This is a genomic window from Sinosporangium siamense (assembly GCF_016863435.1).
Taxonomy (GTDB): domain Bacteria; phylum Actinomycetota; class Actinomycetes; order Streptosporangiales; family Streptosporangiaceae; genus Sinosporangium; species Sinosporangium siamense.
Window position 1 is genome coordinate 89584 of record NZ_BOOW01000028.1, and the last position, 20874, is coordinate 110457.

The window sequence follows — 20874 nt, forward strand, 5'->3', positions numbered from 1 at the left end:
GAGACACATCGTGACGCTGGATCTCACCCCAGACCAACTGCTGAGCACGACCCGCGCCGTGCGTAAACGCCTGGACCTCACCCGTCCGGTGCCGCGCGAGCTGATCGAGGAGTGCGTGGACCTGGCCGTGCAGGCACCGACAGGGCGCAACCGGCAGCGCTGGCACTTCATGGTCGTGACCGAGGCCGAGCAGCGGCGGGCCGTGGCCGACATCTTCCTGCGTGCCCTGCCTCTGGCCACCGGGCAGCCGCTGACCAAACGCGACTTGTGGCGGATGAACTACCACTCCGGCTCCACCGAGCGGGTCTTCGACGGCCTGCAGCACCTGGCCGACAACATCCACCGGGTGCCCGCGTTCGTCATCCCGGGCGTGGAGGGACGCACCGACCGCTCCCCGGTGGCCGTGCAGTCGGGGGCGTGGGGATCGATCCTGCCGGCGGTGTGGAGTTTCATGCTGGCCGCCAGGGCGCGCGGCCTGGGCACGGTGTGGACCACCGCGCAGGGACCGCTCGAACGCGAGCTGGCCAAGGTGCTCGGTGTGCCGTACGACGAAGTCATGCTGGCGGCGTTCATCCCGCTGGCCTTCACCCTCGGCACCGACTTCAAGCCCGCTCCCCGTATCCCGCGCGAGGAGGTCCTGCACTGGGAACGGTGGTGAGCGCACCTGCCGGGCCGCCCCGAACCTCAGGGGCGGCCCGGCAAGCGGGCCGGCCGCAGACGGAGGTGCCCTCACCCCACCGATCCCGGGTCGAATCCGCAGGCCTGGCTCGGGCCGGCCGCAGCGACAAGGGCCGGATGCACTGGGGCCGGGCAAAGGAAATCGGGCGGCAGATGACGGGTCAGGCCTCGGCCCGCCGCACGGTGATCTCGTATTGGTCCACGGCACCCTGCCATTTGGCCACCAGTGTGCCGCCCTCTTCTCTGGACTTGCGCATGTCGTGAAGACACAGGGCGAGGTCGTCTGAGTGAGGGTCGCAGAACGCGCTCAGGTGCGCTCGGATGCCGGCGTGTTCCACAGCCGCGATGGCTGCTTCCGCGTCTCTCCCTTCACACGGCACCAGCGGCGATCCCGGCCAAGATCCGCCTTCGGCGTACGGCTGCGGTCGGCCTGAAGGGCGACGGACCGCTTCGACGGGCGACGACACCGGGACAGCGATCCTTATGATCCCCTAACATGGAGGAGTCTAAAGTACTAGCATCCTAGATATATGGAGCAGTCGTGATCGAGTTCCATCTGGACGGCAGGTCGGGTGTCTCGCCATACCTGCAGCTGGTCCAGCAAGTACGGCACGCGCTGCGGCTCGGCCTGCTGCGCGAGGGTGACCAGCTGCCGACCGTCAAGGAGGTCGTGTCGCACCTGGCGATCAATGCCAACACCGTGCTGAAGGCCTACCGGGAACTTGAGCACGTGGGCCTGGTCGCCGCGCGGCCGGGGATCGGGACGTTCGTGACCGCGACACTCACCGACACCTCGCTGGCCGCGCACGGCCCACTACGGCTGGAACTGCAGCGCTGGCTGTCCAAGGCCCGCCGGGCCGGCCTCGACGACGAAAGCATCGAGGCCCTGTTCATGACCACCTTTCGGACCACCGCTCAGGAGAACATAGCGTGACTTCTTCCGTCCTAGAGGCCCAGGGACTGGGCAGGAAATATGGCAAACGCTGGGCGCTGCGCGAGTGCACCATCGACATCCCGGCGGGCCACGTCGTCGGGTTGGTAGGCCCCAACGGAGCCGGCAAGACCACGCTGCTCAAGCTGGCCAGCGGCCAACTCGAACCGACGGCCGGAAACATCACCGTGCTCGGGGGCCGGCCCGCCGGCGGCACGGCGCAACTGGCCAAGGTCAGCTTCGTCGCCCAGGACACCCCCGTCTACGCCGGCCTCAGCATCGCCGAGCACCTGAAGCTCGGCGCGCGGCTCAACCCCCGCTGGGACGACGCCAGGGCGCGGGACCGGATCGAGCGGCTGGGTCTCGCCCTCGGCCACCGGGCGGGCAAGCTGTCCGGCGGCCAGCGCGCCCAGGTCGCCCTCACCCTGGGCTTGGCCAAGCGGCCCGAACTGCTGATCCTGGACGAGCCGGTCGCCTCGCTCGACCCGCTGGCCCGCCGGGAGTTCATGCAGGGGCTGATGGAAGCCACCGTCGAGCACGAGTTCAGCGTGCTGCTCTCCTCCCACCTGGTCTCCGACCTGGAACGGGTCTGCGACTTCCTGATCGTGCTCGTCGACTCGCGCGTCCAGGTGGCGGAGGAGACCGAAAAGCTGCTGGCCACCCATTACCGGCTCACCGGCCCGCGCCGCGACAGCGACCGGCTCCCATCCGGCCAGCACGTGATCTCCGCCAGCCACACCGACCGGCAAAGCACGTTCGTGATCCGCACCGACGCCCCGATCCACGACCCCGCCTGGGCGGTCAGCCGGCTCAACCTGGAGGACCTCGTCCTGGCCTACATGGACAAGCACGCCGCCGACAAGAGGCGCGCCACCCTGGAGGTGCAGCGATGATCTGGCTGACCTGGCGCCAGTTCCGCGGCTCGGCCGCGATGATGGCCGCAGTACTCGGCCTCTTCGCCGTCGCCCTGGCCGTGACCGGCCCGGGACTGGCCTCCTCCTATGCCGCGGGGATCGCCGCCTGCACCGCGGACGACACCTGCGACAGCTTCTATAACCGCTTCTTCGGCGAGTACGACCTCCCGTTCCTGGCCCTGACCCTCGTCGTGCTGATCCTGCCCGCTCTGGTCGGGCTCTTCTGGGGAGCACCGCTGATCACCCGCGAGCTGGAGGGGGGCACGCACCTGCTGGTGTGGAACCAGAGCATCACCCGCAGCCGCTGGCTGGCGGTCAAGCTCGGGCTCACCGGCCTGGTCGCCGTGGCCGCCGCCGGACTGTGCGGCCTCATGGTGACCTGGTGGTCCGATCCCCTGGACGAGTCGGCCGCCGAGGGCATGGCCCTGATGGCTCCCCTGGTGTTCAGCGCCCGCGGCATCGCCCCGATGGGCTACGCGGCCTTTGCCTTCGTTCTCGGCGTGATCGTGGGCATGCTGGCGCGTCGCACACTGCCCGCCATGGCCCTCACCTTGGCAGTCTTCGCCGCGATCCAGCTCGCCATGCCGGCGATGGTCCGCCCCCATCTGATGACCCCGGTGACCGCGACCTTCGAGCTTGGCAAGGGGAACACGGACGGCATCAGCATCCCCCGGGAGGGAGGCTCGGCCCCGCGACTGCTTTTGAGGGAAGCCGTTCCCGGCCGGCCGGGTTCCTGGGTCCTGTCCAACGAGCTGCTCGACCCATCCGGACGCGTGATCGCCGGCGGCACCGACGGCACCGGAGCCGACATCAACGTCTCCTCGACCTCGGGACCCTGCGCACCGGGGAATTCGGCGGGCGCCGCGGACGGCTGCCTGGGCGAGGTCAATCGCCTCGGCTACCGGCAGCAGGTGACCTACCAGCCCCTTGAGCGCTTCTGGCTGTTCCAGTGGATCGAGGTCGGAATCTACGCCCTGTTCACGGCCGGCCTGACGTGGTTGTCGTTCTGGTGGATCCGGAGGCGGCTGTCATGACCGCCGTCAGGGCCGCGATCGCCGGGCTCGCCCTCCTGCTGGCCGCGGCCTGCACCGCGCCGGCGGCGCCGCGCAGCGAGTCGAGTGCGGCAGGCAGCTCGGTCTGCGCCAAGCCCCAGGGTCGCCTCCCGGCACAGACCCCCACCACGGTCGACGTCATCGAGCAGGCATATCACTGCATCCTCGGCAACTATTACAGCGGTGCCACGATGGACGCCCGCTCGCTGCTGACCGCCGGATTCATCGCGTTGACCCGGGAACTCAACCTCAACGGGCGTGATGTGCCCGAGGCGACCATGCCGGCGCTGACCGGTGACAGGAAATCCGACTGGACCGCTTTCGAGGCCGTCTATCGGAAGGTCACCGCTCAGGTCCCCGACCTGAGCGACAAGCTGGCCGTCGTCACTCTGGAGGCCATCGTGACCGCCCTCGACGACAATCACGCCCAGTGGGTGCACGGCGCCGGAGGGAGCCCTCCCGGCTACTACGACGGTGACGGCTACGGCCTGGGCCTGCAGACGAACTTCAACGGACTTCTGGCGGAGGGAAACCCAGGCGCCGCCGTTCCCCCGCTGTTCGTCACCACCGTGGAGGGCGGCGCGGCGCAGGCCGCCGGACTGCGTCCGGGCGACGTCATCGAATCGATCAACGGATCGGCGCCTTTTATCGATGAGAAGTCCACTTCCGCCATCGCCGCCCTGTATCCGCGATATCCGGAGGCCGGCCCGATCGAGTTGCGGCTGCTACGGCAGAGCACCGGCCGCCGCTGGAGCGTGACACTCAAACCCGGCGTCTACCAGCGGGACCTGGCCGCCCTGCAAGGGGTGACGTCGAAGGTGCTGGAAGACGGCATCGCCTATGTGCGGTTGCGCGGGTTCGCTCCCGACGCCGCCGACCGGGTGTTCAAGGCGATCTCCCGGCTGCGCACCGGCCGGACGCTCACCGGTGTCGTGCTGGACCTGCGGGGCAACGGCGGCGGCAGCGCCACCGAAGCGATCCGGCTGGTGAGCGCCTTCGCCCACGGCAAGGTCACCGCCTACCTGTGCACTGTGGACGCCAAGTGCGAAGCCTTGCGGACCGACGACACCGTCGAGCTGCTCAACCTGCCGCTCGCGGTGCTCACCGACCGCAATTGCGCCTCGGCGTGCGAGCACTTCAGCTCCGCGGTCAAGGACCTGGGCATCGGCAAGTTGGTCGGCACCAGGACCGCCGGTATCGTCTCCGGCCCCTCGGAGCCGTTCCAGCTACGCAACAACACCATTCTGGCCTTCCCCACCAGGCACCACCTGGGGCCCAACCGCCAGACGATCGACCGGATCGGCGTGCCGCCCGACCACCACCTGCCCCTGACCCCGAAAGACGCGGTCGCCGGGCGCGACCCCGCCCTGGCCAAGGCGCTGACCCTGCTGGAGAAGTGAATGGACCTCTCGATGAGACACCTCCTGGCAGTCGCCGCAGGCCTGGTCGTCCTCGCCGCGTCCGCCTGCTCCGCGCCCACGCCGCCCCGATCGGCCGCCAACCCGTCGGCCACCCCCACCGGTCCGACCGCCCTGCTCGCGCCCACCGGCGAGCATCCGGTCGGCACCACCATCCTGCATGTGAACGACACCTCCCGCCCCGATCCCTGGAATCTCGACGTCGAAAGCAGGGAGCTCAAGGTCACCCTGTGGTATCCGACCGAGCAGAAGGACGGCGAGCGCGCGCAGTATATGACGCCGAAGGAGTCGGAGCTCTTCCTGAGAGGCTCGAAGATCGGGGGCGTCCCGGATGACACGCTGAGCAAGACGCGGACGAACGCCATCAAAGACGCCGAACCCGCGGGGGAGAAGCTTCCGCTTGTGGTGCTCTCTCCCGGCTTCACCAAGCCGTTGAGCTCGCTCACGTCCCTGGCGGAGGAGCTGGCCAGCCGGGGATACGTGGTGGCCGGGATCGACCACGCCTACGAGAGCCACGTCACGACCTTGTCCGACGGCCGGGTCGCCGAATGCATCGCGTGTGACAGCGACACCGATCCGGGCTTCGGCCCGCGGGTGGTCCAGGGCCGGGCGGCCGACGTCTCCTTCGTGCTCGACCAGCTGCCGTCGAAGTGGGATGGCTCCGGCCTGATCGACAGGTCCAGGATCGCGATGGTCGGCCAGTCGATGGGCGGGGCCGGCACCGTGGCGGCCATGTTGAAGGACTCCCGGGTACGCGCCGGGATCGACCTGGACGGCAGCACCTATGCCCGGATTCCCAAGAGCGGATTCTCCCGGCCGTTCATGTTCATCGGTTCGAAGCTGCATGTCCCCGGCGGCAGCGATGCTTCGTGGGACCGCGACTGGAAGCTGCTGACCGGGTGGAAGCGCTGGATCGCGGTGAAGGATACGGACCACCAGGCTTTTACCGACATTCCGCTGCTGGGGCCTTCCCTCGGCATGAAGCCCGCCTACGGCGCCCTGCCCGCGGAGCGCGGCGCCGAAATCGCCCGCGCGTACGTGGCGGCCTTCCTCGACCAGCACCTGAAGGGGCAACGGCAGCCACTCCTGGACAAGCCGTCATCCCGCTACCCCGAGGCCCAGCTCTGCCCGGAGCAGTGCCGTCAATCCTGATGCCCGGCACGACCCCTGACGCCATCAGGGGATGCTGACCACAGCTCATCCAGCTTCAGAAGACGCGAGAAGAGAGCGACACAGCGCGCCTTGAAGGAACTGCTCCGGCAGGAAGCTCCAAGGCCCACCGGCCGGGTTCAACGCGACCGCGGGTCAGACGGTCTTCTCTAGCGCTCGGCCCTGCGCATGACCCACCTCAACCAGCAGCCACCTCATGGGGCGGCCGACGGCTTTTCCGCCCTGTGCGCCAACTGGCTGCCGCCGGTGTAAAGACCAATGCGATCGGCGGCACGGTCTTCGCCACCGCTACGTGCGCGGATCCGTCCTGCGCGTGCCCAACTACGCCACCGAACCCGTGGCGTACTGCATGGGCCTCATCGGCAGAAGCTACGACGGCACACCCGCCCCCGAGAAGCGAACAACCCCACCCGGGTAGCCCGGCGTCCGGGTGACCCCAACGCAAACACGATGGAGATCGACATGAAAAACACCCCAAGTCAGCAGCGCTCACGCAGGAGCATCGCGCCGGTCCTCGCGCTGGCCGCCATCGCATTGGCCGGCGTGGCCTGCGGGAGCGGCCAGGGACCCGGCCCGGAATCCGGCAACGTTCAGATCGTCAAGCAGGCCGACTCGGCGGCCTTCGCCAAGTGTGTCCGCGAGAACGGCGTGCCGGACTTCAAGGACCCGGCGCCGGGCGCGAGCATGGGGGAGGGGATCGACCTCAATTCCCCGGCGTTCAAGAAGGCCGCCGAAGCCTGCAAGAACGTCATGCCCAATCCATTTCCGCAGAACGTCCCCAGCAAGACCGGCGGCAGTTGAGCGTGATCCGCCGGACGGGCACACCGGTGGCCGAAGGCGTCCGGGAAGCGAAGTCTCGCGATTGACCGACCGGTCCCGTTCTCCACGGCCGGATGAGCCGACGAACAGCACCCGCGACTGAAACGGACCGTCGGTTTCCTCGCGCCGGCCTTGGCCTGTGGCCCAAGCGCTCCGAATAGGGACCCTTCACCGGAACATTTCGCGCGAACACCCTGACCTGGGGCGCTGTCCCGGTCAGGCGGCATTCCGGTGGGGGATCCCCTCACGCAACGGGCTACCCCGGCAGGATTTGCCCCGCCGACCTGCGGCATGTCGGCCCACGGCTCGACGACCCGGCCTGGGCCCGAGAGCTGGAGTTGCCTGAAGGTGACGCGCCGCTGGTTCTGGCCGGCCTGAGCTCGTCGTTCATGAACCAGCGCACGCAACTCGACCGCATCGCCGAAGCCCTCGGCACGCTGCCGGTGCGCGGGCTGATGACCACCGGCCCGGCCGTCGACCCGGCGACGATCCGCGCGTCCGGCAACGTCCTGATCGCCGCGGTCGACGTCGCGGCTCTGCGGGGGCTACGTCCTAAGGGTCGGTGCCCGCCGGCGGAACCAAGAAGATTGATCTGAAGGCCGATCAGCCAAACGCCTTGACCAGGCGTCTGATCGTCCCTGACGTACGCGTTGAGGCGGGCACCTTGAGCCTCGACTCCAACTCCGCCGTGGGATTGCCGACCCGAGTCCCGGCCCTTCTGATGAGGCCCAATGCCACGCCGTCCGCAAACTCGATGATCTCGACGTCGCCCCTGCCGTTCGTCCAGGGAATGGGGGCCCCGAATTCCTGGGCGTCGTCGAAAAAGGTGAACGTCTCGCGGTAGGTCTGCTCGTCGCCGGTGCCCGCGAAGGGGTCGCGGTCGAGGATCGCCGTGAGCTGGCCGAGGGGACGCACGAACGCGGCGTCGTTGTAGCCGCAGAGGCTCAGCAGCCGTGGCGCCGCCCGGAGCACCACCTCGTGGGGTTCGGCGTCGGCCTCGATGAGGACCGTTCCGTTCGTTTGGAACGACCGTGCCGACGACGCTCCCGCCTCACGCAATGTGTCCTCTAACATCGCCCGGTCGGGGCTGTTCCGATGGCCCAAATTCATGTTCCGGTAGAAGACGATGATCGGTGTCGACATACGCCCAGTGTTCCAGACGGCCGGCACCCATCCCGGCACGTGCTGAGAGGGAGCAGCGGCAGGAGCGAGCCGTTGACGATCAGGACCCGTCACGCCCGTAGGGGGCAGCACACAGAACTCGTTCTTGCACATGAGCCGTGGGCCGAGATCGCCGGGTCGGTCAGGAATCGAGAAGCCCGGCACTTGTCGCTGCGCATAGCGTGAGAAGCACCTTAACTCTGACAAGGAGCAACTCATGAGCAGCACATCGAAGGCCGGCGAGACGAGCACCCCGATGGAGGGCTTCTCCGAGCAGGAGCGCGCCGCGATCAAAGCGCGCGCCAAAGAACTGAAGGCAGGTGGCCGCGGCTCGAAGAAGGCCGCCGCCGATGAGGCGGCGGTGCTGTCGGCGATCGCCGGGATGGCGCCGTCGGACCGCGTCCTGGCCGAGCGCGTGCACGCGATCGTCACCGCCGCCGCACCGGAGCTGGCGCCGAAGTTGTGGTACGGCCAGCCCGCTTATGCCAGGGCAGGGAAGGTGGTGTGCTTCTTGCGCAGCGGGCAGCTGGACAAGGAGCGCTACTCGTCGTTCGGGTTCAGCGTGGCGGCCAACCTCGATGAGGACGGCGGCATGTGGCCGACCTCTTACGCCTTGACAGAGTTGAGCGAAGCCGCCGAAGCCACGATCAGAAAGCTCGTGCAAAAGGCCGTGAGCTGATGCCGATCTTGGTTATTTCTCCACGATCAGCGTGACTTTTCCGCGGATAAGGCCACGCTCGGCATCGCGGTGCAGGTCCGCCAGGGACTCCAGCGGGCGGGTGTCCGCCTCGACGTCCACCACGCCCTTGTCGATCAGCGCCACGAGCCCGATCACCCGGTCGCCGGGAGCGAAGTCACCCGCCCCGGTGACCACGGTGCCCGCGACGTCCCAGCCGGGCGTGTGCAGCAGCGTGACGCCGAGCACGTCATGCAGCAGGCCCATCCGCAGGCCGGCCTCCGACGGGTTGGTCGACGTCGCGGCCACTTTGATGAGCACCTCGTCCGGCCCGGGCTTCGGCACCGGCACCTCGTCCAGTGAGATCACCAAGGCTTCGCCGTACTCGTGGATGCGGGCCGCCCGCATGGTGCCGAGGAAGTCCGCGGCGTGTCGCTCGCCCACGTCTCGAACATGCTCGCGGGCGTGCCGGTGACCTCCTCCACGGTCCCGGTGACCGGGCCGGCGCCTTCGCCAATGCCTTCAAGCGCGAGTACGGCATGGCCCCCGGCAAATACCGCCGCCTGGGCTGCCCGCCCACAGGCCGAAGGTCGGCAGGCACATGACTTCCGGCGCATGCACCTGTGTCTCCGGGGTGACGACCGGCACCTGTCCGGACGGCTCCGCCGCTCCTACTGTCGGTTCATCCCTCGAATCCGGCATTCAATAGGAGTAAATCCATGCCCGTAACCGGAGTCCTGCGCTTCGGCGCGATCTGCGGTGTGATCCTGGCACTGTCGATCGGCATCCCCGGCGTCATCGAGATCTTCATCGGCGAGACCACTCTGACGAGCTTCGTCATCGGATTGGGGGCGGTGTGCGGTGCTCCGGTGGTGACCGCGTTCCACCTCCACCAGGGCGCGGCGGCGGGCCGTCTCGGCGGCGTCGCGTACATCGTTAACACGATCGGTCTCAGCCTGTTCGGCGGTCTCGCCTTCGCCCTGAATCTGGTGGTCTTCTTCCTCCCGGCACCGGTCACGAAGTCGCTGCTCGCCGGCCCCACCGGGATCGCCCAGCTGGTGAGCGTCGCGACCTTCGTGATCGGCACCGGCTTGTATTCGGCCTCGATGCTGCGAGCCAAGGTCTTCCCCAGGCTCCCGTCTGCGGGGTACGGCATCAGCCTGATCCTGCTGGCCGTATTCGCGGCGCTGCCGGACACACCCCTGACCGGGCTCGTCCACGTGCTCGCCGCCGGGTCGCTAATCTGGTTGTCCATGTCACTGCTGCGCGCCCCCGCCCCCCGATCGGCGCCGGTTCTGGGCGGGCGGTAGCCCGTGGCCGCCGCACGGCCCGTGGCGTGGGTGGCGCCCGTGATCTATGCGGCCGTGCTGGTGGCCGGGCTGCACGCCTGGCTGTCCGGGCTCGGAGCGACGCTGCCGGTGCTCTTCGTCGGCGGGCTGGCGGCACTCGCGGGGCTGGAGCTCTTCGAGCTCCGCCGGTTCTCCTCCGGCACGCCGCGGGGCCCCGCGATCGCGTTGCTGTGCGCGCGGATCGCACTGTTCACCGCCGTCGCGACGGCCGACGGTTCCGGACTGTCGCGTGCCCTGTTCGTGCTGGTGCCGTTCACGGCCTACTTCGCCTTCGGGCGTACGGTGGCCGTCGCCTTGGCCGTGGCCTGCGCCATACTCGCGGGGGCAGCGAATATGATCGCCGACCCGCACTGGTATGCCGACGTCGAACGGCTGTCCGACCTGCTGATGTTCACGATGAGCCTGGTCCTGACGGTGACCATGGCAGCGGTCGCCGTTGAGGAGGGCCGGGCCCGGGCCCGGCTGGCGGCGTCGTCGGAGCGCATCGCCGAGCTGTCGGCCGACGCGGAACGCACGCGCCTGGCCCGTGACATCCACGACGACCTGGGACACCACCTGACCGCGATCATCGTTCTTCTGGAGAAGGCGAGCGCCTACCGGGACCTGGATCCCGGCGCCGCGGACCGCGCGGTCGCGGACGCGCACGGTTCGGCGCGGCGGGCGCTGAACGACGTGCGCCGGTCGGTTCGCTCGCTGCGGGAGGACGCGGGGCCGTTCAGGTTCTCGGATGCGCTGCGCGCCCTGGCCTCGGAGACGACCTCCGTCACGGTCACCGGCCAGGAGCGCGAGCACGACAGAACCACCCTCATGACGCTCTATCGGGCGGCGCAGGAGGGGGTCACCAACGCCAGCCGGCACGCGCGGGCCCGCCGGGTCTCCGTGACGGCCGCCTTCGAGCCGGACGTGGCGCGGCTCGTCGTCACCGACGACGGGCGCGGATACGCCGGAGGTGAGGGGTACGGGCTACTCGGCATGCGTGAACGAGTGGAACTCGCCGGGGGCCGGCTGTCGATCAAGGCCGCCCCGAGCGGCGGGACACGTCTGACGGTCACCATTCCGAGGATGCCGCCGTCATGATTAACCGGGTGAGCTCTGTCGAGGCTAATGAAGCCGGCGATGCGGTGCGGGTGCTGGTCGTGGACGACCAGTTGCTTGTGCGGGAGGGGATCGCGTCGCTGCTGGCGATCCAGGCCGGGATCGTTGTCGTGGGCACGGCGGCCAACGGGCGGGAGGCCGTGGAGCGGGCGCTCGCGCTGACGCCGGACGTGGTCCTGATGGATGTACGGATGCCCGAGATGGACGGGGTCGAGGGCGTCGCGGTCCTGCGCGAGCGGCTGCCGGGATGCTCGGTGGTGATGCTGACCACATTCGACGACGAGGAGTACGTGGTCCGGGCGCTACGGGCCGGGGCCGTGGGATATCTGCTGAAGGATCTGCCCGCCCGGGAGCTGGCCGCCGCCGTACGGCTCGCCCACGCGGGAGTTGCACAGTTCGATCCGGCCGCCACCGCCCGGCTGGCGGCGGCGCTGGCCGGGCGCGAGGAGGAGCGGACCGACGAGGTCCTGACGGCCCGGGAGGTCGAGGTCCTGCGGTTCGTCGCCCACGGGGCCACCAACCGGGAGATCGCCACGCGGCTGTTCCTGAGCGAGGGGACCGTCAAGAACCACATCTCCCGGATCCTCACGCGGCTGGGGCTCCGGGACCGCACCCAGGCCGCGATCTACGCCAGGGATCACGGCCTGCTTTAGGGGGCCACGACGCGTTCTTACGGCCACCCGCATAGGACAGGCGTGTCGCATTGTGGGTGCCCCCATCCACCCACGGATGCCTATCACGTGATTCCGGCCGGGCTGTCCCAAGACCCCGAGAAAACATTCGCCAAGCGATGCAACATCTTCGTCCCTTCGGCCGTCTGCAACGTGACTACCGAAGGGACTACAGGTGGATGAAGATGACGAAGCCGGCTTCGACGACTTCGTGACAACGCAGACGGACGCGCTTCTCCGCTACGGATATGTCCTAACCGGAAACCCTCATGACGCGGCCGACCTGCTCCAGGAAGCTCTGGTACGGCTGTGCGGTGCCTGGCCGAGGGTGAGACGCAAGGACAGCCCGCACAGCTACGTCCGGACCACGATGGCGCGGTTACACATCAGCGTCTGGCGGCGGCGCAGGCGTGAACACCTCATCGGAGAGCCGCCGGAGCGGGTTCACCACGAAGTCTTCCCTCCCGACGAGGACCAGGGTCTCTGGGAAGAGCTGGCCGCGCTGCCCCGCAGACAGCGTGCCGTGCTGGTGCTGCGCTACTACGAGCAGCTCAGCGACGCCGAGATCGCCAAGGTGCTCGGCATCTCCTCCGGAACCGTGCGCAGCCAGGCCTTCCGCGGCCTGAACAAGCTGCGTTCCTCCCTGTCTTCCTCACCGGCGACTCACAGGAGCATGCGATGACCGATCTGGAAGACAAGCTGAGCCGCGTCCTCTCCGGGGCGGCGCAACATGCGCCGCAGGCGCCGGCGGGGCTGGTCGCGACGGTCAAGGCGCGCCATCGCCGGCGGCGGACGCGGACCACCGCCGTGCACGCGGCCGCGGCCGTGGTCCTGACTGCAGGCGGGGTGGGCGCGGCGGTGAGCACCCTGGGCAGGGCGGCCGAGCCGCACCCCGTGGTAAGCGCGACCGACAAGGCCGAGCCGCCGACGGACAGGATTCCACCACTCGTCGAGAAGGTGTGGCCGGAGGCCGTACACAAGATCCCGGCCAGGTTGCCCGACGGCCGTAGGTACGACCCGCAGCTACTCCTCGACGATCGCACGCTGCTGGTCATGACGGGCGCCGATGATGGAGAGCGTCTGTCCCTGTGGAGCTACGACCTGGGCACCGGCCGGCCCAGGCAGATCGCCGAGATCCCCCCGACGAGGGGATCGGCGATCTCCGCCGACGGTGTCGCCGCCGGTGGCGGCCATATTGTCTGGTGGGCGTCCTACAAGGTGGCGGGCAGCCCGCGGGTCGCCCGGATCTGGACGGTGCCGGCCGCCGGCGGCCGGCCTCGGCCGGTGGCCGACGTCCCTCTGGGAAACGTCATGAAGGAGGGGCACATCACCGGGCTGACGGTGACGGGCCCGGACGTGGTGTTCGCCTACGAGAAGGGCGGGGTTTACCGGGTGCCCCTGAGAGGGGGTTCGCCGCAGCCGGTGAAGGGCGCCGAGCGGCACCACATCCTGCAATGGCCTTGGGTGGGCGTCCACCACGGAAAAGCGTTCTTCCGCGAACTGCTCAACGCCGAGACCGGTGAACGGCGCGACGCCGTGGTCAAGGCCGACGAGGAGGTCAGATGCGGCGTCCTCAGGTGCGCGGGCGTGGCCATGCGATACAAGACCGTCAAGGTCGAACGCCCCCGCGACCGATCCGGCAAGGAGATCAAGTGCGGCACTCGCCGGTGCCCGGACACGGTGCAGACCCAGACCGTCCTGCGTAGGTTCGTCCGCGACCGCGACGGCTCCCACGAGCGCGACCTGCCGACTACCTTCTACCAAGGCGACGTCGCCCGCCTGGAGCGCTTCTTCGATGTCACGTTGAGGGGACCGGGCAACCGGTCCATCCAGACGCTTTACGACGCCGAGACCGGCAGATCCGCCGATCTCGGCATACGGCCGGATGCGAAGGGAAGGTCGACGGTGCCCAACGGTCGCCTCGACCGGCTGATGACCTACTCGCTCAAGAACGAGATGTACGTCCTGGACCTGGCCGCGATCAAGTAGGGCTGCCTTGAGCCGCGGCCGTGTCGGGCCATAGGGGATCGTCGATCTGCAGGCCGCCCTTTGCTCTGCTTCTCCACCGCAGCACGAAGCACCACACCGCACTGATCTGGTGTTTCCGGCCATGGCCCCACCTCAAGACCGGCCGCTGTACGGCGACGGCCAAACGTTGAGCAGCGGCTCTGCAGTACTCCGGTGGCGCCCGGTGCCGAGGTCTTGATCAACCGTTCGGGTGGAGAGCGGGGCGGAGTTTACTGATCGCCCTGATCTTCACCGGCTACGGCCTCGGCCTGGGCGGGCAAAGGAGCGTTGCGCATGACGAGAAGACTCCATCTGTCGCCGACGAGGTCGAGCGTGCGTGCGACGGGGCAGTCGGGGCCTGGGGCGCGCATGGTGTTGTGCGGCCTGACTCCCGTCCGATCGGTTGCGAATTGAAACCAATATGCCGTACGGTCACATCGGTTGCAATTTGCTACTGATCGGGGTTGGAGTGCGATGGACGTATGGCGGCGGTTGCTGCTCGCGGTGGTGTGTGGTGTCGCTGTGGCGAGCATCTATGCCGCGCAGCCGGTTCTGGAGCCGATGGGGCGCGATCTCGGTGTGCCGGCGGAACTCACCGGGTGGATCGTCGCGACCGGCCAGGTCGGCTATCTGGCGGGGCTGGTGCTGCTGGTGCCGCTCGGCGATGTGGTCGACAGGCGCCGGCTCATCGCCGCGCACCTGGCGATCATCGCGGTGGGCTTGATCCTGACGGCCTCGGCGTCAGCCGCGTGGGTGGCGTTCGCGGGGCTCGCGGCGGCCGGGGTGTTCGCGGTCGTGGTGCAGACCACGGTGGCCTACGCCGCGTCGGTCTCGCCGCCCGCCGAACGCGGACGGACCATCGGTGTCGTGACCTCGGGCGTCGTGGTCGGCATCCTGGGCGCGCGGGTCGTCACCGGCGCGCTCGCCGAGGTGTGGGGCTGGCGGGGCGTCTATGCCGTGCTCACCGTGCTGTCGCTCGGGCTCGCGGCCCTCGTCCCGCTCGTGCTGCCGTCGGAGGAGCGCCCCAACCGGCCGGCGGGGTACGGGCGGGCCGTCGTCTCGCTCGGCGGACTGTTCGGGCGGCGTATCTTCCTGACGCGCGGGCTCATCGCGTTCTTCTTGTTCGCATCTTTTGGAACTCTGTGGAGCGGACTGTCCCTGCCGCTGGCGGACACGCCGTGGCAGTTGAGCGAGAGCCAGATCGGGATGTTCGGCATCGCCGGACTCGTCGGCGCACTCGCCGCGGCACGTGCGGGACGGTGGGCGGATGCAGGACGGGCGGGACAGGTCACCGGTCTCGCGCTCACCCTGCTCATCCTCTCGTGGGCGGCGATCGCGCAGCTGCCGTGGTCACTGTGGCTCCTCATCGCCGGAATCGTGGTTCTCGACCTCGCGGTCCAGGCAGTGCATGTGAGCAACCAGCACATGCTCGTCGCCGCGCATCCGGATCGCACCAGCGGCGTCATCGGCGGCTACATGGTCTTCTACTCGCTCGGCTCCGCCCTCGGCGCAGTCGCGACCACCGCCGTCTTCACCGTCCACGGCTGGACGGGAGCCGGTCTCCTCGGGGCCGGATTCGCGGCCTGCGGGCTGGCCGTCTGGGCGATCGACAGGCGGCTACCCCTCGGCAGCGCGAAGTCCGGTGCTCACGTGGTCGTCGACGGCGGGGGAGAGCCTGTCATCGGAGTGCCAGGTGGAAGCGGTCGCCGAGGTCGGTGAGGCGTTCGACGGGTTCGTTGGCGAACACGATGCGCAGGTAGTGGCTTCCGCTCGGGCCCCAGCCGTCCATGGGGGTGGCTGCGATCTTCGCGTGGTCGAACAGGCGGCGGGACAGTTCGGCGGCGGTCAGCTCCAGGGGTCTGGTGTCGACCAAAAGGGACCACCCGCCGTGCGGCCGGACGACCGGGTAGGCGGCGAGCTGATGCAGGACCGTCTCGCAGCGCCGCTGCCATTCGGCGGTGGCGGCGGCGACGTCGGCATCGGCGTCCGGCGCGTCCAGGGCGGCGGCCACAGCGTCCTGTGCCAGGCCGACCTGGCATACGACGTTGGTCAGGCCGACCAGGCGGATGTCGGCGACGATGTCGGCGGGGCCGACCACCCAGCCGACGCGCCAGCCGATGAGACGCAGCTCCTTGGAGGCCGAACCCACGGTGATCGTGCGCCGGGCCAGACTCTCGTGGGCCGCCGGATGGCTGGGCGGGCGGCGGTCGAAGCGGATGCGTTCCATGGCCGCGTCGTAGATCAGCCAGGCGTCGTGGCGTTCGCAGGCGCCGGCGAGGGCGGACCAGTGGCTGTCGTCCAGAACGAGGCCGGTCGGCATCGCCGGCCCCATCATCAGGACCGCCGCCGTGCCGGGTCCGACGGCGCCGGCGAGTCGTTCGGGATCGACGGTCCAGCCTTCCGCGGTGGGCTGTGCGGGGACGAAGCGGGGGACACCGCCGGCGAGCCGGACCCGGTTGACCAGGCCGGCGTAGATGGGGTCGCACAGCACGACCTCTTGCCCGGGCTCCACTGTCGCGAGCAGCGTGTTGAGGATGCCGTTGAGCCCGCCGGCCACGCCGACGCACTCGGTGTCGGCGTCATAGTGACGCCCTGAGATGCGCCCGGCATGTGCCGCGGCGGCCGCGCGGAGGGAGCGATGCCCCTGGAACGGCAGATAGCTGTTGGCCGCGTCGTCGTCGACGGCGGCGCGCGTGGCGGCGACGGCGACGAGGGGCGGCCTCAGGTCGGTGTCGAGATTCTCCAGACGCAAGAAGTCCGGGTCGTTTACGGCGTCGGCCGCGTCACCTAGGGTGTCCACACCGATGCCCGGGATCTCGCGCAGCCGCGTGACCGTCATACCGCCCCCTAAACCATTATCCTGATACAGGAATACCACTATGCTGATACGCATGGAACTTGCGCAAGTGGTAGGGAAGAACGTGCACCGGCTGCGCAAGGCGGCCGGGATATCGCTGGCCGACCTGGCGTCCGCCGGCGGCATCAGCAAGACCACGCTGCACGGCATCGAACAAGGTCAGGGCAATCCGACCCTGAGCACCCTGTGGACTCTGGCCACCGCGCTGCAGGTGCCCCTCGGCGAGCTGCTGGAGAGGCCCGTCTCGGCGGTCGAGGTGGTGCGCGCCGGTGACAGGCGGCCGCAGGTCGAGGGCGACGCGATCAGCGCGCGTCTTCTCCACCGCATCAGGCTGCGCGGCACCGTGGAGGTCTACGACATCGCCATCGCGCAGAACACCCAGCACTCCGACGCCCACCTGCCCGGCGTGGAGGAATGCCTCGTGCTCACCCACGGACGCGTCACCGCCGGACCTTCCGATTCCCCCACCGACCTCGCCGGAGGCGATTCCATCCGGTTCGACGCTGCTCATCCGCACCTATACCGAGGTCACGCGGCGCACAACCGCGCCGTCCTCCTCATGGTGCACCCGGAGAGTTGACCTAGGGATACCGGACTGGGCAAAGCGATTGCGGGCTGCAGCGTACCGGCCTGCGGCTTCCGCCCTCGTTCAGTTCACTGCCGGCTGCCGCCGTGAGACGGCCGATGCGGGTCGGCGTGTATGTGCGCACGCATCCCTTGCGGGTCGAACAGGATGAGAAGCTCGACCGCGCCGCCGTCGGCGCTGCCCAGCCAGTGCGGCAGGGACGTGTCGAACTCGGCCGCCTCACCGGATGGCAACGTCAGGTCGCGCTCGCCGATCACGAGCCGCAAGCGGCCGCTGAGCACGTAGAGCCATTCGAAGCCTTCGTGCTTCTGAGGGGTCGGTTCGAGCGGTTCCGGCCTGGCGGGAATGATCATTTTGAACGCGTGTACGCCGCCCGGCCGCCGGGACAGGGGCACGAAGGTCATCCCGAACCTCCGGATCGGCGTGAAGTGGATCCGGGGGTCGCCGGTGCGCGGGGCGCCGACGAGGTCGTCCAGCGGGACGTCGTAGGTGCGAGCCAGCGGTAGCAGCAACTCCAGGGTGGCCCGGCGCTGCCCGCTTTCCAGCCGGGACAGGGTGCTCTCCGACACACCGGTCGTCGCGGCGAGGGCGGCGAGCGTGATGCCACGGGCGCGGCGCAGCGCACGAAGTCGCGGCCCGACCGCGTTGAGCACCTCGTCCATGTTGTGGTCCACACGGCCATCTTGCCAGAACCGCAAGATTTCCTGCCTATCGCAACGTCCCTGGTGAGACTAGGCGCATACCGACAGAAGGAGTCTTGATGAGCACCACCGACGCGGTCACGTTCTGGGATGACCTCTACGCAACCCGGCCCGCGGCCGTCAACCCGCAGCCGAATCCCCGCCTCACCGAGACGGTCGCGAGCCTGCCGCCCGGAGACGCGCTGGATCTCGGATGCGGCGAGGGCGGCGACGCGCTGTGGCTCGCCGGGCAGGGGTGGCACGTCACCGCCACCGACATCTCGGCCGTGGCGGTCGAGCGGCTCGCCGCCCTCGCCCGCTCACAGGGTCTGGGCGACCGCGTCGTCGCAGTACGGCACGACCTGCACAGCGCGTTCCCGCAGGGCGGATTCGACCTGATCTGCGCGCACTACCTGCACACCCCGTTTGACCTGGACAGATCAACCGTCCTGCGCTCCGCAGCGCGTGCGCTGCGCCCTGATGGGCGGCTGCTAATCGTCGACCACGGCTCGACCGCGCCGTGGTCGTGGGACCAGGATCCCGACATCCGATACCCGAGCCCGCGCGAGGTCGCCGCGGGCATCGACCTGGACGCGGCGAACTGGACGGTCGAGCGGGCCGACGCACCCCGCAGGATCGCGACCGGACCGGACGGGCGCACCGCCGAGGTGACCGACCACGTCCTGCTCATCCGCCGCACCGCGTGACACCGCGGCTTGTGCCGTACCCGACGAAGGAGGAACCCACCGTGACCAGCACGACCCGCCGCAACCGCCGCGGCGACACCCCGCCGCCGCGGACCGCCGACAACGAGACCGAGGTCCTGCGCGGATTCCTCGACTATCTCCGGACCTCGATCGCCGCGAAGGTCGACGGTGCTCCCGAACCACAGGTGCGAACAGCCGCGGTGCCGTCGGGCACGAACCTGCTCGGCCTGCTCAACCACCTGACCTTCGTCGAGCGCTCGATGTTCCTGGGGGAGAACGTCGCCGACTGGCAGGCGACGTTCCATGCCGCGCCGGAGGACGGCGTGGCCGACGTCGTCGCCCGCTACCGGGAGACGGTCGAACGCGCGAACGACGTGCTCGACGGGTGCACCGATCTTGGCGCACCGGTCCCTCGGTCGCGGCCGGGCCGCCCCTCGCCGAGCATCCGATGGGCACTCACCCACATGATCGAGGAGACCGGCCGCCACGCGGGCCACGCGGACATCCTCCGTGAACTGATCGACGGCGCGACCGGGCGCTGATCCAGCCGGTCAGTCGCTACTGGCCGTCGCGATCCTTCTCACGGGCCTTTCCCCCTGCTCCTGCCGTAAGGGCGTGGGGGTTGTCCACGTGATCACGGCCCCAAACAGGGCGGGGACAGGTCACCGGGGTGGTGTCTGCCACCTTGTGTTGAGCCTGCCGAACCGCATCCGGCCCGTCAGGCGGACGCGCATGGTCTCCGGTGTGTTGTCGCCCGCGTCCCTGCTGACGGCTAACTGGCTGTGGCGTACCGACAGGTCGTTGGCGTTCACCACCATGCCCGGTGCGAGGACCAGATCCACGTTGCAGCCGCGCACCCGCAATTCGATGACCAGCTCGGGCCCGCTGCGCACCGCGCTGGTCAAGTCCAGCATCACCTCGCACCACGCGGTGCGCAGCGCCAGGCGGTGCGGCAGCGTCCACCGGCCGTCACGGCGCACCGTGCCGTGACGCTCCTTGATGGTGAGCAGTTCGGCGGCCGGCGCGCCGCTGAAGGGCAGTGTGCTGCCGCCGCCCGGCATCGCGATCAGATCGCTGGTGAGCGGGGTCAGCGCGTCGATGGTACGGGCGGCCAGCGCCGCGTCCAGCCGTTCGTTGAACTCGACCTGGTCGAGCCGGCCGTCGGCGACGGCGGCGTTCAGCCGTTCGATGACCCGGTCGCGGTCCGCGTCGGACGCGCGCAGCGCGGGTGTGCTGGGCGGGTCTTCTGGCATGAGGCCTCCTCGGTGGTGAGGTGGTGGTGGCACCGTGCCACCACCCTGACTGCTGACTGATCGGTCCAAGGAGACAGCCACTTAGGCGATCTTACGGCGGTAAGTGACCATGGCGAAGAGGTACGCGACGATGGTGATGCCGACACACCAGGCCAGGGCGATCCAGACGTCGGTGCCGACCGGCTGCTCGGCGAACAGCGCGCGGATGGCGTTGACGATGGAGGTCACCGGCTGGTGCTCGGCGAAGGCTCGCACCGGGCCGGGCATGGTGGTGGTGGGCACGAAGGCCGAACTGAGGAAGGGCAGGAATATGAGCGGATAGGAGAACGCGCTCGCGCCTTCCATGGTCTTGGCGGACAGGCCGGGGATGACGGCGATCCACGTCAACGCCAGGGTGAAAAGGATCAGGATGCCGGCCACCGCGAGCCACTCCAGCAGTCCCGCCCCCGAGCGGAAGCCCATGAGCAGGGCGACGAGCACGACGACCACGAGCGAGATCAGATTGGCGAGCACCGAGGTCAGCACGTGCGCCCACAGGACGGACGACCGTGCGATCGGCATGGACTGGAATCGCTCGAAGATGCCGCTCTTCATATCCATGAAGAGCCGATATGCGGTGTAGGCGATGCCCGAGGCGATCGTGATGAGCAGGATGCCGGGCAGCATGTAGTTCACATAGGAGGAACCCGACCCCGTGTTGATCGCGCCGCCGAACACGTAGACGAACATCAGCATCATGGCGATCGGCATGATCGTGGTCGTGATGATGGTGTCCACGCTGCGCGTGATGTGGCGCAGGGACCGGCCCAGCAGGGCCGCTGTGTCACCGAGGAAATGCTTGGTCATCGTC

The 20874-nt window shown here is 69.0% G+C and carries 26 protein-coding genes; 18 read left to right on the forward strand and 8 right to left on the reverse strand.

Translation table 11 applies throughout. From position 1 onward, the window contains the following. The first annotated feature begins 10 nt into the window (after window positions 1–10). On the forward strand, window positions 11–658 hold the full coding sequence (locus Ssi02_RS21310) for a nitroreductase family protein (RefSeq protein ID WP_204028285.1): 648 nt from the start codon (window positions 11–13) through the stop codon (window positions 656–658). A 181-nt stretch (window positions 659–839) separates the two neighbouring features. On the opposite strand, the gene Ssi02_RS21315 is transcribed toward Ssi02_RS21310, so the two are convergent. After that, on the reverse strand, window positions 840–1016 hold the full coding sequence (locus Ssi02_RS21315) for a hypothetical protein (RefSeq protein ID WP_204028293.1): 177 nt from the start codon (window positions 1014–1016) through the stop codon (window positions 840–842). Window positions 1017–1219: 203 nt separating this feature from the next. Between Ssi02_RS21315 and Ssi02_RS21320 the strand changes: the two genes are divergently transcribed. The 7 genes from Ssi02_RS21320 to Ssi02_RS21350 all read left to right on the forward strand — a co-directional run bounded on the left by Ssi02_RS21320 (window position 1220) and on the right by Ssi02_RS21350 (window position 7578). Then, on the forward strand, window positions 1220–1612 hold the full coding sequence (locus Ssi02_RS21320; RefSeq protein ID WP_204028298.1) for a GntR family transcriptional regulator: 393 nt from the start codon (window positions 1220–1222) through the stop codon (window positions 1610–1612). Next, window positions 1609–2502, forward strand: coding sequence for an ABC transporter ATP-binding protein (locus Ssi02_RS21325; RefSeq protein WP_204028301.1), 894 nt, complete (start codon window positions 1609–1611; stop codon window positions 2500–2502). The genes Ssi02_RS21320 and Ssi02_RS21325 overlap by 4 nt, the downstream gene beginning before the upstream one ends. Then, window positions 2499–3557, forward strand: coding sequence for an ABC-2 membrane transporter-related protein (locus Ssi02_RS21330; protein WP_204028311.1), 1059 nt, complete (start codon window positions 2499–2501; stop codon window positions 3555–3557). Before Ssi02_RS21325 ends, Ssi02_RS21330 begins: the two co-directional genes overlap by 4 nt. Further along, the gene (locus tag Ssi02_RS21335; protein WP_204028313.1) at window positions 3554–4975 is read left to right on the forward strand and encodes a S41 family peptidase; all 1422 of its coding nucleotides are present in this window, start codon (window positions 3554–3556) and stop codon (window positions 4973–4975) included. The genes Ssi02_RS21330 and Ssi02_RS21335 overlap by 4 nt, the downstream gene beginning before the upstream one ends. Window positions 4976–4987: 12 nt before the next feature. Beyond that, the gene (locus Ssi02_RS21340) at window positions 4988–6145 is read left to right on the forward strand and encodes an alpha/beta hydrolase family protein (protein ID WP_204028315.1); all 1158 of its coding nucleotides are present in this window, start codon (window positions 4988–4990) and stop codon (window positions 6143–6145) included. Between the two features lie 468 nt (window positions 6146–6613). Further along, window positions 6614–6964, forward strand: a complete 351-nt coding sequence (locus Ssi02_RS21345) for a hypothetical protein (RefSeq protein WP_204028323.1) — start codon at window positions 6614–6616, stop codon at window positions 6962–6964. A gap of 356 nt (window positions 6965–7320) precedes the next feature. Further along, window positions 7321–7578, forward strand: a complete 258-nt coding sequence (locus Ssi02_RS21350) for a hypothetical protein (protein WP_204028325.1) — start codon at window positions 7321–7323, stop codon at window positions 7576–7578. A 7-nt stretch (window positions 7579–7585) separates the two neighbouring features. Here the strand turns inward: Ssi02_RS21350 and Ssi02_RS21355 are convergent, their stop codons facing one another. Further along, the gene (locus Ssi02_RS21355; protein WP_204028327.1) at window positions 7586–8125 is read right to left on the reverse strand and encodes a DUF1697 domain-containing protein; all 540 of its coding nucleotides are present in this window, start codon (window positions 8123–8125) and stop codon (window positions 7586–7588) included. 235 nt (window positions 8126–8360) lie between these two features. On the opposite strand from Ssi02_RS21355, the gene Ssi02_RS21360 reads away from it, so the two are divergent. Further along, on the forward strand, window positions 8361–8822 hold the full coding sequence (locus tag Ssi02_RS21360) for a DUF1801 domain-containing protein (RefSeq protein ID WP_204028329.1): 462 nt from the start codon (window positions 8361–8363) through the stop codon (window positions 8820–8822). Between the two features lie 12 nt (window positions 8823–8834). On the opposite strand, the gene Ssi02_RS21365 is transcribed toward Ssi02_RS21360, so the two are convergent. Then, window positions 8835–9263, reverse strand: a complete 429-nt coding sequence (locus tag Ssi02_RS21365; protein ID WP_204028330.1) for an alcohol dehydrogenase catalytic domain-containing protein — start codon at window positions 9261–9263, stop codon at window positions 8835–8837. A 275-nt stretch (window positions 9264–9538) separates the two neighbouring features. Between Ssi02_RS21365 and Ssi02_RS21370 the strand changes: the two genes are divergently transcribed. The 5 genes from Ssi02_RS21370 (at window position 9539) to Ssi02_RS21390 (ending at window position 13923) form a co-directional block, all read left to right on the forward strand. Then, window positions 9539–10129: a hypothetical protein gene (locus Ssi02_RS21370; RefSeq protein ID WP_204028331.1), complete on the forward strand. Its 591-nt coding sequence runs from the start codon at window positions 9539–9541 to the stop codon at window positions 10127–10129. 39 nt (window positions 10130–10168) lie between these two features. Continuing rightward, window positions 10169–11245: a sensor histidine kinase gene (locus tag Ssi02_RS21375; RefSeq protein ID WP_204028332.1), complete on the forward strand. Its 1077-nt coding sequence runs from the start codon at window positions 10169–10171 to the stop codon at window positions 11243–11245. Between the two features lie 8 nt (window positions 11246–11253). Further along, window positions 11254–11916 (forward strand): response regulator, encoded by a 663-nt coding sequence (locus Ssi02_RS21380; RefSeq protein WP_239129277.1) that lies wholly within the window; start codon window positions 11254–11256, stop codon window positions 11914–11916. 193 nt (window positions 11917–12109) lie between these two features. Continuing rightward, the gene (locus Ssi02_RS21385; protein ID WP_204028334.1) at window positions 12110–12616 is read left to right on the forward strand and encodes a SigE family RNA polymerase sigma factor; all 507 of its coding nucleotides are present in this window, start codon (window positions 12110–12112) and stop codon (window positions 12614–12616) included. Then, window positions 12613–13923, forward strand: a complete 1311-nt coding sequence (locus Ssi02_RS21390; RefSeq protein WP_204028335.1) for a TolB family protein — start codon at window positions 12613–12615, stop codon at window positions 13921–13923. The genes Ssi02_RS21385 and Ssi02_RS21390 overlap by 4 nt, the downstream gene beginning before the upstream one ends. A gap of 248 nt (window positions 13924–14171) precedes the next feature. Here Ssi02_RS21390 and Ssi02_RS21395 read toward each other — a convergent pair whose 3' ends face one another. After that, window positions 14172–14312: a winged helix-turn-helix transcriptional regulator gene (locus Ssi02_RS21395; protein ID WP_204028602.1), complete on the reverse strand. Its 141-nt coding sequence runs from the start codon at window positions 14310–14312 to the stop codon at window positions 14172–14174. Window positions 14313–14415: 103 nt separating this feature from the next. Between Ssi02_RS21395 and Ssi02_RS21400 the strand changes: the two genes are divergently transcribed. Beyond that, the gene (locus tag Ssi02_RS21400) at window positions 14416–15660 is read left to right on the forward strand and encodes an MFS transporter (RefSeq protein WP_204028336.1); all 1245 of its coding nucleotides are present in this window, start codon (window positions 14416–14418) and stop codon (window positions 15658–15660) included. Here Ssi02_RS21400 and Ssi02_RS21405 read toward each other — a convergent pair. Continuing rightward, window positions 15620–16780: a pyridoxal phosphate-dependent aminotransferase gene (locus Ssi02_RS21405; RefSeq protein ID WP_204028337.1), complete on the reverse strand. Its 1161-nt coding sequence runs from the start codon at window positions 16778–16780 to the stop codon at window positions 15620–15622. The genes Ssi02_RS21400 and Ssi02_RS21405 overlap by 41 nt on opposite strands. A gap of 52 nt (window positions 16781–16832) precedes the next feature. On the opposite strand from Ssi02_RS21405, the gene Ssi02_RS21410 reads away from it, so the two are divergent. Further along, a complete protein-coding gene (locus tag Ssi02_RS21410) occupies window positions 16833–17378 on the forward strand; it encodes an XRE family transcriptional regulator (protein ID WP_204028339.1) in 546 nt (181 codons plus the stop codon). Between the two features lie 74 nt (window positions 17379–17452). Here the strand turns inward: Ssi02_RS21410 and Ssi02_RS21415 are convergent, their stop codons facing one another. Continuing rightward, window positions 17453–18046: a helix-turn-helix domain-containing protein gene (locus tag Ssi02_RS21415; RefSeq protein WP_373870186.1), complete on the reverse strand. Its 594-nt coding sequence runs from the start codon at window positions 18044–18046 to the stop codon at window positions 17453–17455. Between the two features lie 98 nt (window positions 18047–18144). Between Ssi02_RS21415 and Ssi02_RS21420 the strand changes: the two genes are divergently transcribed. Together Ssi02_RS21420 and Ssi02_RS21425 are read left to right on the forward strand one after the other, a co-directional pair. Beyond that, window positions 18145–18771 carry a class I SAM-dependent methyltransferase gene (locus Ssi02_RS21420; protein ID WP_204028343.1) on the forward strand — a complete coding sequence of 209 codons (627 nt, stop codon included), beginning with the start codon at window positions 18145–18147 and terminating at the stop codon, window positions 18769–18771. Window positions 18772–18812: 41 nt separating this feature from the next. Further along, the gene (locus Ssi02_RS21425; RefSeq protein ID WP_204028344.1) at window positions 18813–19313 is read left to right on the forward strand and encodes a DinB family protein; all 501 of its coding nucleotides are present in this window, start codon (window positions 18813–18815) and stop codon (window positions 19311–19313) included. A gap of 120 nt (window positions 19314–19433) precedes the next feature. Here Ssi02_RS21425 and Ssi02_RS21430 read toward each other — a convergent pair whose 3' ends face one another. Both Ssi02_RS21430 and Ssi02_RS21435 read right to left on the reverse strand, forming a co-directional pair. Continuing rightward, complete coding sequence (locus Ssi02_RS21430; protein WP_204028345.1) at window positions 19434–20024, reverse strand: DUF1707 SHOCT-like domain-containing protein; 591 nt, start codon at window positions 20022–20024, stop codon at window positions 19434–19436. 81 nt (window positions 20025–20105) lie between these two features. Beyond that, the gene (locus Ssi02_RS21435) at window positions 20106–20870 is read right to left on the reverse strand and encodes an ABC transporter permease (RefSeq protein ID WP_204028346.1); all 765 of its coding nucleotides are present in this window, start codon (window positions 20868–20870) and stop codon (window positions 20106–20108) included. Between the last annotated feature and the right edge of the window lie 4 nt (window positions 20871–20874).